This is a genomic window from Candidatus Amarolinea dominans (assembly GCF_016704685.1).
In the GTDB taxonomy this organism is placed as follows: domain Bacteria; phylum Chloroflexota; class Anaerolineae; order SSC4; family Amarolineaceae; genus Amarolinea; species Amarolinea dominans.
The window spans coordinates 1-13,801 of record NZ_JADIZS010000010.1; the positions used below are offsets into that span (position 1 = coordinate 1).

Genomic DNA, 13,801 nt, shown 5'->3' on the forward strand with positions numbered 1-13,801 from the left:
ACCTGGTCGGTCCAGGTTTCGCCGGTGGCGTCCCAACGGGCCTGCAGCAGCTTCCAGGCGGCGTCGAGATCGGCGGCGTGGGCGGAAAGGGTGGTCATGAGTTTATTACCTTTGCCGGGATCGTCGTCCAGCCCAGTTCCTGTGCGACCGCCAGCCGGTGGTAGCCGTTGAGCACCCGGTAGCGGTCGCCGACTCGTTCCAGGACAATGGCGTTGTCACCGTAGAAAACCCGGTAGATGTTGTAGTGGCTCTGCGCCTCTGTCGTGCCTCCCTCCCGCGCCTCCTGAGCCGCGTCGTAAAGCCATTGATCGGTTGCACCCTGGCTGATCCAGCGGCGTACCTGCGTCAGCTTCGCAAACCCTGCGACCATCTCCGCCTTGGATACTTTATGGTAGTCGGCTTCGTCACGCACCGGCGAATCGCTGAGGTCAATCATGTTCAAGGGGATGTCGCGGATGTCGGGATGGAATTCTTGCAGGGTGGGTTCCCGGCCAGACAAGTCTGGCGCTCCGGCTCCGGACGGCGGAAGAACCGTCCTCGCCTGCCCGTCCCATGGCGGCGCCGATGACTACCCCAGCGCCGAAGGCCAGCGCGCCGGCCAGTACGCCGCCGGCCGTGATGCCGCCTGACGCGTACGATCGCAGCACGGTGACCTTGCTGCGCAGCACTTCGATGGATTTGACCGTCTCGGTCTGCAAGGTGACGCGCAGGCGGCTGGCATCGCGGGCGTAAATTTCCGCTTCGGCCTGGACCGCCTGCCGCGCCTGGGTCGCCATGCGCTCCTCGGTCTCAGCCTGCGCCAGGCGGCGCCGCGCGTCGAGAAACGCCAGTTCTTCACGGCCGCACGAGGGCGGATGGTCGCGGTCGCCGGAATTCAGGCAGCGCTGGTAGGCCGCCAAAGTCAGTCGCACCTCCTCTTGCCGGCGCTGCACCTCACCCCGCCAATGGCGTTGGCGCTCCTCCAGCCAGTCGAGCGTGCGCTGCACCTCGCGGGCGATCGCGGCCAGCGTGGCCTGCGCCTGGTCGGCGTAGCGAACCAGGCCGGTCTGCAGCTCTTCGAGGGCGTCAATGGCGCGGACTTCGACGGTTGGGGACATGGTGTGTGTTAGCGCTGCGACAGATACTCGCGCAGGCGGCTGGCCTTGCGCAAGAGGAATGGGATATGCTCATCAGAGGAGTGCATGAACTGCGCCAGCACGCGCATCGTTTGCTCGAACTCCTGGCCGTACTTCTGGTGCTCCTGGTCGCGCCAGGTGTCGCCCAGTTGGCGAAATTGGGCGTTCAGACGTGTCATGCTCTCTTTGAGTTGGCCGTTGAACTGCTTGAGATCGCGCGCGAAGCGCTCTAGCTCTTCAGGGTTAGCAATGGCTTGGGACACAGCGGATGCTCCTTTTTCAGGCGATGCAAAGGAACGATTGGATGCGGCGCTATTGTAGCTGGTTTTTTTATTTCGCAAATCAGGCTTAGTCTGACCGGGCTGCGGGCGCAAGGATGAAGATACGGGCCTCACCTCAACCCCCGGCCCCTTCTCCTCTCCGCGCGGCGGAGAGGAGAAGGGGGGAGAGGGCGAGCGTCTTTGTAGGTCCGGCCTCCTGGTCGGACGGCGTCGGCGCAGGGAAGCGTGACCTGCCGCAGAGGGCGTCGTCACGCCGGAGACGTGACCTACGGGTGGGGGGCGCTATTCCAAGTTTAGCAGATGACACTCTCCACGGTACTGACCGCATCCGGCCCGCTGAGCACATCGTAGGCGGTGTCGGCGCCGCTGCCGCCCTTGACCGTGTCCAACGCGCCGTCGCCGCCGCAGCCGCCGCCGGCGTAGAGGATGTCGTTGCCCGCGTCGCCAAACACCTTGTCCGCGCCGGCGCCGCCATCGAGGGTGTCGTTGCCGACCTGTCCAGAGAGGGTGTCGTCGCCATTGCCGCCGTTCATGATGTCATCGTTCGGCCCGCTTTCCGTACCGCCAACCAGCGTGTCATTGCCGTCGCCGCCGTTCATGGTGTCGTTGCCCGCGTTGCCGTAGAGGGCATCGTCCCCGCCATCCCCAGCCAGCAGATCGTTGCCATTGCCGCCGTTGATCGTGTCTGCGCCGTCGCCGCCGGCCAGGGTGTCGCTGCCATTGTTGCCGTTCAGGCGATTGGCGCTGCCGTCGCCGCTGATGACATCGTCGAAGTTGGAGCCGTTGACATTCTCGATGGTCCCCACCACCAGCACATCGCTGTTGCCAAAGCCGTCGTTGCTTGCCACGCCCGCGCCCAGGTCAAGGGCAATGCCCGCCGACGCCACCTGGTAGCTGGCCGTGTCGTTGCCCGCGCCGCCGTCGAGGGTGTCGTTGCCATCGCGGCCAACCAACGTGTCGTTGCCGTCACCGCCGTTCAGGCTATCGTCGCCCTCTGCACCGGCCAGGGTGTCATCGCCCAGGCCGCCGCCCAGGGTGTCATCGCCCAGGCCGCCGCGCAGCAGGTCGTTGCCCGCACCGCCTGTCAGTTGATCGTTGCCCACTCCGCCGAACAGCATGGAAGGGCGGGGCGCCGTCAACCCAGAGGCATCAACGCTGTCATTACCGCCGTGCGCGCGCACCGACAAGGCCGTCACATCGCCGGTCGCATAGGCATAGCTGCTGCCATTGAACGTCACGTTGCTGATCGTTCCATCGCCGCTGACCGTCAGGCTGTCATCCGTGGCATCCGCGCCATGCACATAGACCGGGGATGCGCCCAGGTGATAGACCCCGTCGAAGACCGCGGTGTGGCCCAGCGAGGAGACCGCCAGCAGATAGTAGTCCCGGTCCGTGTCCACCACCGGCAGCACGATTTCGGTACCGAGGGCGAACTGCTTGCTGCCCACGGTTGCGGCCGGCACGATCGTCACCACCGACGTGCGTTCATCGCCGCTGCTCAGCACGGTATCGTCCGAGACGTAGAAGCTCACGCTGAAGGACTGTCCGGCCGTGGCGGTGGTGTAGGTGATGATGCCGGTGGCGAAGCCGTTGGCCGTGGAAGCTCAGCGGCGCGCCTGGTGTGGCCGTGGGGGTAGCCGTCGGCGTGACGGTTGGGGTTGGCGTGATCGTCGGGGTGCGGGTCGGCGTGCCTGTGGCCGTGGGGGTTGCCGTTGGGGTGGCGGTGGGCAACGGCGGGGCGCCGATAGCCGCGAACAGCGAGAGGTGACTGATGGTCACAACCAGGCGATTATTGACAGTGTCACGCTCGATGAGTGTGATGCCGGCGGAAGACCACTGGTTAGCGGCGGTGTCGAAGTAGGAGAGCATCAGGGTGTTCTCATCCAGCCCGACCAGGTCGCTGTCGGCATAATCCAGGGTGACGGTGACGGGCGCCAGGAAGACGAAGCCGGGCTGCAACACGCTGTTGACCGAGGCGTCCAGGGTGAAGGCATGCCCAGCAAGCTGGAAGCCGACCGGCGCCGATGGCTGAGAGCCGACTTCCTGCATGGTCAGCGTGGTGGTCTGCGTCACCGCATCGCCGGGAACCTGCACCGTGATCTGCATCCCGGAGGTCGCGGTGTAGGTCAGGGTGGCTGCGACGCCGGCGTCAACCACCACGGTGGCGATAGGGCCGGGCGCAGCGGTCGGCGTAGCTGTGGGCGTTGGGGTAACCGTGGGCGTTGGCATGGCTGTGGCGCAGCTGCCAACGGCCAACCCACCGCCATTGGTGGCCGCATAGACGATATCGTTGACGAAGACGCCGCGAACGTCGTTGCTGCCCAGACCGTTGGCGGTGGTGCGACGGGTGAAAGTGGCGCCGCCGTCGGTTGACGCATAGAGGCCACGACGGGTGGCGGCGTAAACAGCGCTGCCAGTGGCCGAGACGCCGCCGACGTCGTTGTTGGTCGAGCCGGAGTTACCGAGCTTGTTGACAAAGGTGGCGCCGCCGTTGGTCGAGATCGAAAGGCCCGACTGCGTGCCGGCATACACCGCGTTACCGCTCACAGCGGCGGCCAACACCAGGTTACTGCCCAGGCCGTTGGCGGTGGTGCGGTTGCTGAAGGTCGCTCCGCCATCGGTCGAGATGGAGAGGCCGGCGGTGGTGGCGACGTAGACCGCACTACCGTTGGCGGCCACGCCGTTGACGTCGTTGCTGCCCAGGCCGTTGGCGGTGGTGCGGTTGCTGAAGGTCGCACCGCTATCGGTGGAGATAGAGAGGCCGCCCGCGGTCGCCGCGTAGACCGTGCTGCCGTTGGCGAACACGCCCTTGACGCTGTTGTGGCCGAGACCCGCGGCCGTGGTCTTATTGATGAAGGTGCTGCCGCCGTCGGTCGAGATCGCCAGGCCGCCCAGGGTTGCGGCGTAGATCGTGCTGCCCAGGGCATGGACGCCGCGCACATCATTGTGGCCCAGGCCGTTGGCGGTGGTGCGGTTGACGAAAGAAGCGCCGCCGTTGGCGGAGATGGCCAGGCCGTTGGCGGTTGCGACATACACCAGGGCGCCATCGGCGTAAGCGCCCCAGGTCTGGTTGCTGCCCAAGCCGTGGGCCGTCGTCCTGCTCGTAAACGTTCCGGGCGGGCTGGCCTGACAGACGGGCGGCGTCGGCGTCGGCGTTGGGGTGATCGTCGGCGTGACTGTCGGCGTGCGCGTCGGGGTTGCGGTCGGCGTGCGCGTCGCCGTTGGCGTAGATGTGTCAGTCGGGGTGGCCGTTGGCGTCGGGGTTGGCGTGTCAGTCGGCGCGGCCGTCGGGGTGGGCGTTGGCGTCGCAGTGGCAGGCAGCGGGGTGTCGGTCGGTGTGGCCGTTGGCGTCGGTGTATCGGTCGGAGTCGCGGTCGGCGGCACAGGCGTGTCGGTCGGCGTGGCCGTCGGTGTGCGAGTCGGGGTCGCGGTCGGCGGCACAGGCGTGTCGGTCGGGGTGGCCGTCGGTGTGCGAGTCGGGGTGTCGGTTGGGGTGGCGGTCGGCGGCACAGGCGTATCGGTTGGGGTGGCGGTCGGCGGCAGCGGGGTATCGGTCGGGGTCGCGGTTGGCGGCACAGGCGGCGGTCGGCGTGGCGTCGGCGGCAGTGTCGGGGTCGCGGTTGGCGGCACAGGCGTGTCGGTCGGCGTGGCCGTCGGGAGTCGGGGTCGCGGTGGCACGGCGTCGTCGGGGTGGCGGCACAGGCGTGTTGGTGGCAGTGGTGGCCGTCGGCGGGTCGTCGGGGTGGCGGTCGGCGGGGTCGTGGGGTGGCCGTCGGGGGGGTCGGGGGTGTGAGTCGGAGTCGCCGTCGCCGTGTTCGTTGGCGTGACGGTCGGGGTCGCCGTCGGGGTGTGAGTCGGAGTCGCCGTCGCCGTGTTCGTTGGCGTGGCGGTCGGGGTCGCCGTCGGGGTGTGAGTCGGAGTCGCCGTCGCCGTGTTCGTTGACGTGGCGGTCGGCGTGGGCGTCGGCGTGCGAGTTGGGGTCACTGTCGGCGTGTCCGTTGACGTGGCGGTCGGCGTACTCGTCGGCGTGGGCGTCGGGGGGCCGCAACCGCCGATGGACAAGCCGCCTTCCGTGGCGACATAGACCGCGCTGGCCGTGACATGAACGCCATAGATCCGGTTATCACCCAAACCGTCCGCAGTGGTCTTGTTGGCAAAGCTGCTGCCGTCGGTCGAGATAGACAGGCCGATTGCCGTCGCAGCATAGATCGTGCTGCCGCTGGCATAAACGCCATAGAGGTAGTTGTCTCCCAGCCCGTTGGCAGTCGTCTTGTTGGCGAAAGTGCCGCCGCCATCGGTCGAGATGTACAAACCGTTGCTCCGCGTTGCCGCATAAATCATACCGCTGCCGGCATATGCTCCGGTAACGTACCTACCGCCCAAGTAATTCGTGAAGGTGGCGCCGCCGTCGGTCGAGATGGACAGGCCGCCATAGGTCGCGGCGTAGACCGCGCTACCGCTCACATACACGTCCGTGACATAGTTGCTGCCCAAGCCGTTCGTGGTGGTCCGGTTGGTGAACGTAGCCCCGCCATCGGTCGAGACCGATAGGCCGCCTCCCCATGTCGCCGCGTAGATCGTGCCGCCGCTGGCATAGACACCCTTCACCCAGTCGTTGCCCAAGCCGCCGGCGGTCGTTCTGTTGGTGAAGCTGCTGCCGCCGTCGGTGGAGATGGACAGGCCGCTCCCCGTCGCGGCATACACCATGCTGCCGCTGGCGTAAACGTCGCTGACCTGGTTGCTGCCCAAGCCGTTGGCGGTCGTTCTACTGACGAAGGCATTGCCGCCGTCGGTCGAGATCGCCAGGCCGCCGCCATAGGTCGCAGCATAGACCGTACTGCCGCTGACATAGACGCCAAGGACATTGTTGTAGCCCAAACCGTTGGCAGTGGTCTTGTTGACGAACGAAGTGGGCGGAATGAGTTCGCAAGCGAGCGCCGACGTATTGGTTGGGGTCACCGTCGGTGTGGGCGTGTGGGTCGGCGTGCTCGTCGCTGCGGGCATGGGCGTCGGTGTCGGTGTGCGGGTCGGCGTGCGAGTTGGGGTCACTGTCGGCGTGTCCGTTGACGTGGCGGTCGGCGTACTCGTCGGCGTGGGCGTCGGGGGGCCGCAACCGCCGATGGACAAGCCGCCTTCCGTGGCGACATAGACGCGCTGGCCGTGACATGAACGCCACAGATCTGGTTATCCCCAAACCGTCCGCAGTGGTCTTGTTGGCAAAGCTGCTGCCGTCGGTCGAGATAGACAGGCCGATTGCCGTCGCAGCATAGATCGTGCTGCCGCTGGCATAAACGCCATAGAGGTAGTTGTCTCCCAGCCCGTTGGCAGTCGTCTTGTTGGCGAAAGTGCCGCCGCCATCGGTCGAGATGTACAAACCGCTGCCCCATGTTACTGCATAGATCGCGCTGCCGGCATATGCTCCGGTAACGTATTTACTGATCAAGTAATTCGTGAAGGTGGCGCCGCCGTCGGTCGAGATGGACAGGCCGTTATAGGTATCGGCGTAGACCGCGCTGCCGCTCACATACACGTCTGTGACATGGTTGCTGCCCAAGCCGTTCGTGGTGGTCCGGTTGATGAACGTAGCCCCGCCATCGGTCGAGACCGATAGGCCGCCTCCCCAGGTTGCCGCGTAGATCGTGCCGCCGCTGGCATAGACACCCCTCACCCAGTCGTTGCCCAAGCCGCCGGCGGTCGTTCTGTTGGTGAAGCTGCTGCCGCCGTCGGTCGAGATCGAAAGGCCGCTCCTCGTCGCGGCATACACCATGCTGCCGCTGGCGTAAACGTCGCTGACCTGGTTGCTGCCCAAGCCGTTGGCGGTAGTTCTATTGACGAAGGCATTGCCGCCGTCGGTCGAGATCGCCAGGCCGCCGCCATAGGTCGCAGCATAGACCGTACTGCCGCTGACATAGACGCCGTAGACATTGTTGTAGCCCAAACCGTTGGCAGTGGTCTTGTTGACGAACGAAGTCGGCGGAATGAGTTCGCAGACCGTTGGGAGCGGCGTGTTCGTCGGCGTCGGGGTGAGGGTCGGTGTGGCCGTCGGCATAGGCGTTGGCGTCGTCGGTGTGTTCGTGACGGTTGGGGTCCCGGTCAGCATGGGCGTTGGCGTCGTCGTCGGCGTGACGGTCGGTGTTGGCGTGTGAGTTGGCGTCGCCGTCGGTGTGGGCGTGTGAGTCGGCGTGCTCGTCGTTGTGGACATGGGCGTCGGCGTACTCGTCGCTGTAGGCGCGGGGGTATCACACGCGCCAATGGACGCACCGCCATCGGTTGCAGCATAGACTGTAGTGCCACTGGCATAGACGGCATTGACGAAGTTATCACCCAGACCGTTGGCAGTCGTCCTGTTGATGAAAGTGCTGCCACCGTTGGTCGAGATGCTCAAGCCACCAGATGTTGCGGCATAGACAGCATTCCCGCTGGCATAGACCCTGTAAACGATACCACTGCCCAAGCCACTGGCAGTCGTCCTATTGATAAAGGTGTTGCCGCCGTCGGTCGAGATAGACAGGCCGCCATATACCGCAGCATAGACCGTGCTGCCACTGGCATAGACGCCCTGAATCCAGTTGTTGCCCAAACCATTGGCAGTTGTCTTGTTAATGAAACTGTTGCCGTCATCGGTCGAGATGGACAAGCCGCCATAGGTCGCGGCGTAGACCGTGCTGCCGCTGGCGAACACGCCATAGACATTGTTGCTGCCGAGGCCATCGGCCGTGGTCTTGTTGATGAAACTGGCGCCGCCATCGGTCGAGATGGACAAGCCGGCATAGGTCGCGGCGTAGACCGTGCTGCCGTTGGTATGCACGCCATCAACACTGTTGCTGCCGAGGCCGTTGGCCGTAGTCTTGTTGATGAAACTGGCGCCGCCGTCGGTCGAGATGGATAAGCCGCCAGCGGTCGCTCCATAGAGCGTGCCGCCGTTGACATACACGTCAGCGACATAGGTGTGACCGAGGCCGTGAGCCGTACTCCTGTTGACGAAGGTATTGCCGCCGTCGGTAGAAATCGCCAGGCCGCCGCTGGTCCCAGCATAGACTACGCTACCGCTGACGTAGATGCTTTCAACGAATCTGCTGCCGAGGCCATTGGCGGTGGTCTTGTTGATGAACGAAGTGGGCGGATTGAGTTCACAGGCGGATGGCGTCGGCGTGAGGGTCGGCGTCGGCGTCGCCGTAGGAGCAGGTGTGGCGGTGGGCGGTGTGCCGGTGATCGTCGGCGTAGCCGTGAACGTCGCCGTTGCGGTGGCAGTGGCTGTCGGCGTGACGGTCGCCGTCGGCGTCGGGGTGTACGCGGGGTTGCCCTGCGCCAACGCCGTCACCTCGGTCGCGCTCAGCGCTGCGCCGTAGATGCGCGTTTCGTCCACGCTGCCCGCAAAATAGTTATTGGCGGTCGGCGCCAGCCGGCCGATGTTCACCGCGCCGCTGCCGGCAAAGTCCGCGCTGGCCGTGTCGCTGCCGATCAGCGCGCCGTCCTTGTACGCCTTGCGGCTGTTACTCGCCGCGTCATAGGTGCAGGCGTAATGATGCCAGTTCGTATCGGTGGTGGCCGTCGTCGTGTCCAGGTCGTTGGCCCAGAACGCGCAGGTGAAGTTGTCGTTGCTGCGGAAACCCACCTGCAAGGTCTGATTGGCGCTGCCGCTCGTCCCCTGGCTCAGCAGAAACTCCTGCGTGCCCGTGCGGGTACGCTGCGCCCACACGGCCACGGTGAAGGATTGGTTCGCCAGGTTGATCGTCCCGGCCGCCGCCGCGTATTGGCTGCTGCCATTCAACGCCAGCGCGTAGGGGTTGGCGAAGGCCAGGGGCGCACTGCTGCCTGTCCAGCTCGGGCTGTTGTAGAGCGTCAGGTCACGGCCGTTGCCCGATGAATCTGCTACGCTGCTCCCCGTCCCTTCGTCGAACCTCCAGTACGCCAGAAGCGGCGCGTCCAGGACCGCCGGGGTCGGCGTGGCGGTCGGCGGCCCTGGGGTGTGGGTGGCCGTGGGTGTGGGCGTGGGCGTAGGCGCGCTACATGCGCCGATCGCTAACCCGTTCACTGTCGCAACATAGAGCGCGCTGCCGCTGGAATAGACCGCGCGGGTACTGTTGCTGCCCAGGCCGCTGTCCGTGGTTAACATGGTGTAGCTGCCGTTGCTGGCGGCCACAATGAACAAACCATTGCTGGCGGCCGCATAGATCGTGTTACCGCCACCATAGACACCGTTGACATAGATCGCCGGTAGCCAGTACGATCCGATATTCACGCCGGCGTCGCTCGTGAAAGAAACATCATAATTGGCGGCCACATAGACCGTGCCATTGTTCCCATGCACATCAGCTACGCCTGACAGGTAGGATACATTATGATAGGAGCTGCCGCCATCAATTGATATGGACAGACCATAATCGGTCGCCGCGTAGATTTCGTTAGCGTCAGCGTAGATATCAGAAATAGAGTTGCCGCCTAATCCGTGATAGGTCGTGTTGTTGAACGTGCTGCCGCCGTTCGTAGAGATGGAAACCCCCGAATCGGTCGCCACATAGATTTTGCCCCGTCCGCATAAACATCATACACGTAATTGCTGCCCAAGCCGTGGGCGGTCGTCTTGTTGCTGAAGCTCGCGCCGCCATTGGACGAAATGGAAAGCCCGCTAAACGTCGCCGCGTAGACGTTGTTGCCATCCGTATAGACCCCTTTTATAACATTATTGCCCAAGCCGTTAGCTGTGGTGCGATTGCTGAAGGTGGCGCCGCCGTCGGTTGAGAGGGATAGGCCATTGAAGGTTGCCGCATAGATCGTATTGCCGCTGACATAGACATTATTCACTTGGGCGTCGCCCAGGCCGTCGTCGGTCGTCTTGTTGATGAATGAGGCGGGCGGATAGAGGTCGCAGTTGGGTGCCTCAGTCGTGGGCGTGGCCGTCGGGGTGGCGGTGGGTGTGGAGGTTGCGGTGTTGGTTGGCGTCGGGGTTCCTGTAGGTGCAGGCGTGTTGGTGTGCGTCGGGGTCCGCGTCGGCGTTGGAGTGCCGGGCGCCGGTCCGCGCAGTTCGACATCGTCCAGGTAGATGTCGTTGCCGTATTCCGATAGGCCCTTGAACGCCACCAGGAGCGAGGCTTGGCCGGCGTAGGCGCTGAAGTCCAGGTTGTGCTGGCTCCAGCCGCTAGACACGCTGTAGCGGGCGATGGTCGCGCCGACGTCGCTGTACGTTCCACCGCCATTGGTCGAGACCTGAATCTGCAGGCGATCAGCGTTATTGTCGTAGCCGGGATCGTGATACATCCAGAAATAGAGGCGATAGGCGCCCGACATGCTCAGGTCTTGCGGCGGCAGAATCAGTTGTCTGTAGTTGCCTGCATTGCAATTGTAAGAATTGAAGCGCGCTTCGGCCACACCGGCATGGGGCGTCTGGCTGGGATTGCTGCCGGAGGTGACGCGGCTCCACGCGCAGACGCCCGATGAGTCAACGCTCCAGCCGGTGGGGGGGAAGGCGGCGCCCTCGAAGCCCTCGCTGACCAGCGCGTAAGGAGGAGGTACGGGCGTGTTAGTCGGCGTGGGCGTGATCGTGGGCGTGGGTGTCAGCGTGGGCGTCGGGGTGTTGGGCGCAGGCCCGCGCAGTTCGACATCGTCCAGGTAGATGTCGTTGCCGTATTCCGAGAGGCCCTCGATCGCCACCACAACCGCAGCTTGCCCGGCGTACACATTCAAGTTCAGGCTGTGCTGGCTCCAGCCGGTGGACGCGCTGTAGCGGGCGAAGGTCGGGCCGACGTTGCTGTACGTTCCACCGCCATTGGTCGAGACCTGAATCTGCAGGCGATCAGCGTAATTGACGTAGCCGGGGTCGTGATACATCCAGAAATAGAGGATGTAGGCGCCAGATACACTCATATCTTGTGTGGGCAAGATGAGTTGCCTTTCGGCGCCGGCCGCACAGTCATAAGAATTGAAGCGCGCTTCGGCCGCGCCGGTGTGAGGCGTCTGGTTGGGATTGCTGCCGGACGTGACGCGACTCCACGTGCAGGCGCCCGATGAGTCAACGCTCCAGCCGGTGGGGGGGAAGGCGGCGCCCTCGAAGCCCTCGCTCACCAACGCGTACGGTGGGACTGCCACAGGGGTGTTGGTCGGCGTGGGCGTGGCCGCCTGGCAAGCGCCGACGGACAGCCCTGAAGTGGTTCCGACATAGAGCGCGCTGTCGTGGCCATAGACACCGTAGGTCGAATTGCTCCCCAAGCCGTGGGCGGTGGTCCGGTTGCTGAAATTGCTGCCGCCATCGGTGGAGATGGACAGGCCATTATTTGTCGCCGCAAATAGGACACTGCCGCTGGCGTAGACGCCGGCAACTTCGTTACCCCCCAAGCCATTGGCGGTCGTAGCGGTCACAAAGGAGCTGCCGCCGTTGGTGGAGATGGAGAGACCTGCACTGTAGGTTCCTGCAAGCACCGTGTTGCCATCGGCGTAGACCGACAGGATGTGAAGCTGACCCAGGCCATCGGCCGTGGTCTTGGTGCGAAAGGTGCTGCCGCCATCGGTCGAGATGGACAGGCCGCCGCCCCAGGTCGCCACATAGACCATATTGCCGTCGGCATGCACGTCGCGGAGATAGTTGTTGCCCAGGCCCTCGGCGGTCGTCCGGTTGACAAACGTATTGCCGCCGTCGGTCGAAATGGACAAGCCGCTGACTGTCGCGGCGTAGATGGCGTTGCCGTTGACAAAGAGGCCGTCAATCGTATTGTTTCCCAAACCGTTAGCGGTGGTTCTATTGGTAAAGGTGGCGCCGCCGTCGGTGGAGATGGACAGGCCGCCAAACGTCGCCACATAGACCGTGTTTTCGATGCCGTAGATGCCGTAAGTCTGGTTGTGCCCCAGGCCGTTGGCGGTCGTTTTGTGAGTGAAGGTGCTGCCGCCGTCGGTGGAGAGATAAACCCCGTCGGAGCCGGTCGCCACGTAAACCTTGCTGCCGCTGACAAAAACGCCTTCAGCGAAGGCAGTGCTCAAGAGGCTCGTGAAAGATGATGGGGTATAGGTCTGGCAGGCATCGGCGCGCGCCTGCTCATCGCTGCCGAACCCCCAGGTCGAGGGTAGCGTAACGCCAGTCTTGGAGAGCCGGTTGTAAGGCGCATCCATGAACGTGAGTCCCCCGGTATCCCAAGTAGAGCCGGTCCAGCGCCAGAGTTTCAGAGAGCTTTCGCTGTGTCCATTCAGTTCGCTCAGAGTCTGATAGTCACCATCCATATATTTGAGCGTAATGTTCGCGGTGGGCGAGCAGCCGCTCGCGGTGAGGGAATAGGTTCGCCGGCCGACGCTCTGGCCAGAGTCCCAGTTGCCCAGCACATCCGCCCTGACGTTACAACCCGCGCCGCCGCCGCTGGTAACGGTAACCAGGACAAAATAGTCGAGCAGCGAAAAATTGCCGTCGGCATTTAATTGGGTCTCGTTGCCTTTATGTGCGCCGTAGGTGCGGGCTGAACGATTGCCGTCTGTCGTGAAAAAATAGACCTGGGTTGACATATAGGCAGCCGTGCCGCTGGTCTGCGTGGCGTTGGAAGGCGGCCAGACCGAGTAGGTCTTTTCGTTCGGGTATTCGTCATACGAGGCATAGAGATACAGGCCCACGGAAGCGCTGCGAGACCACAGCCCGATGTTGCTCCACGGAATTTGAAACTCGACGCAATTCATGACGCCGCTGCACGCGCCATTGCCCACCACGGTTGCGCCGGAATTCCAATCGCCGTTCCAGCCACTGCCCGAGCCGCTGGCATCGTACTGCATCCCCGCGACGGTGGCCTGGATGGCATAGTCCGGCTTGCCATCGTCACCGAAGAAGGCGCCGGCAAACGCCGCGGCGCTGCCGCCGGCGCCATCATTGGCGGTGCCGGTGTCATTCGGGTCCGTGTCAATCAGGACATTGTATTTGTCGGCATCGCCTTCGCCGCCTCTAATGCCAACGTACAGGTAGTTGCCGTCCCACGTTACGAAATAGGCGACGTTGTTGTTTTCGCCAAGCCGATCGTCTATCTTCCACTCGGTCAGATCGTTCACCATGCCGTCAATGGTGGGTGAAGAATAGGAAGACGCTACAGCCACCGCCGGCAGCGCCAGTCCGCACACCAGGATGAGGGTGCAGATCAGCAGGATAGGCTTGCTCATTTTCATGGGCAGATTGGCCAACGGGGTATAGATTGTTGAAAACTGCATAGATTTGGCGTTCATCTGAATCTCCGATCGTCGCACTCTTCTTCCTGGTCAGCTGCCGTGGCGAAGACAAAATAGTCCGACAGGCAGGCAGCATTGACTCGTTTTCACTTGCTTGCTGGCTGAAAAACATACGGGAGGCATCAAACCAACTGTGGAACATGCAGAGCATCGGTTGCTCCGTGGCTTGACACCAATACTATAAACCAGGACTTTTCGCTTACGTATAGTACCGGC

General features: G+C 63.7%; 7 protein-coding genes. All 7 read right to left on the minus strand.

The window, feature by feature from the left end; all coding sequences use genetic code 11:
- Positions 1-94 precede the first annotated feature (94 nt).
- Complete coding sequence (locus tag IPF85_RS07690) at positions 95-499, minus strand: ParB/RepB/Spo0J family partition protein (protein WP_343407486.1); 405 nt, start codon at positions 497-499, stop codon at positions 95-97.
- Positions 429-1,097, minus strand: coding sequence for a hypothetical protein (locus IPF85_RS07695; protein ID WP_343407487.1), 669 nt, complete (start codon positions 1,095-1,097; stop codon positions 429-431). The genes IPF85_RS07690 and IPF85_RS07695 overlap by 71 nt, the downstream gene beginning before the upstream one ends.
- 8 nt (positions 1,098-1,105) lie before the next feature.
- Positions 1,106-1,378, minus strand: coding sequence for a WXG100 family type VII secretion target (locus IPF85_RS07700; RefSeq protein WP_343407488.1), 273 nt, complete (start codon positions 1,376-1,378; stop codon positions 1,106-1,108).
- A 311-nt stretch (positions 1,379-1,689) separates the two neighbouring features.
- The gene (locus IPF85_RS07705) at positions 1,690-2,928 is read right to left on the minus strand and encodes a calcium-binding protein (protein WP_343407489.1); all 1,239 of its coding nucleotides are present in this window, start codon (positions 2,926-2,928) and stop codon (positions 1,690-1,692) included.
- Positions 2,882-6,103 carry a hypothetical protein gene (locus IPF85_RS07710; protein ID WP_343407641.1) on the minus strand — a complete coding sequence of 1,074 codons (3,222 nt, stop codon included), beginning with the start codon at positions 6,101-6,103 and terminating at the stop codon, positions 2,882-2,884. Before IPF85_RS07710 ends, IPF85_RS07705 begins: the two co-directional genes overlap by 47 nt.
- A 58-nt stretch (positions 6,104-6,161) precedes the next feature.
- Positions 6,162-9,707 carry a LamG-like jellyroll fold domain-containing protein gene (locus IPF85_RS07715; protein ID WP_343407490.1) on the minus strand — a complete coding sequence of 1,182 codons (3,546 nt, stop codon included), beginning with the start codon at positions 9,705-9,707 and terminating at the stop codon, positions 6,162-6,164.
- Positions 9,708-9,838: 131 nt separating this feature from the next.
- Positions 9,839-13,582, minus strand: coding sequence for a hypothetical protein (locus IPF85_RS07720; RefSeq protein WP_343407491.1), 3,744 nt, complete (start codon positions 13,580-13,582; stop codon positions 9,839-9,841).
- Between the last annotated feature and the right edge of the window lie 219 nt (positions 13,583-13,801).

Coding starts and splice junctions, on each gene's coding strand:
- IPF85_RS07695 (WP_343407487.1), bottom strand. CDS start 1,097: ATGTCCCCAACCGTCGAAGTCCGCGCCATTGACGCCCTCGAAGAGCTG.
- IPF85_RS07710 (WP_343407641.1), bottom strand. CDS start 6,103: ATGGTGTATGCCGCGACGGGGAGCGGCCTGTCCATCTCCACCGACGGC.
- IPF85_RS07720 (WP_343407491.1), bottom strand. CDS start 13,582: ATGAACGCCAAATCTATGCAGTTTTCAACAATCTATACCCCGTTGGCC.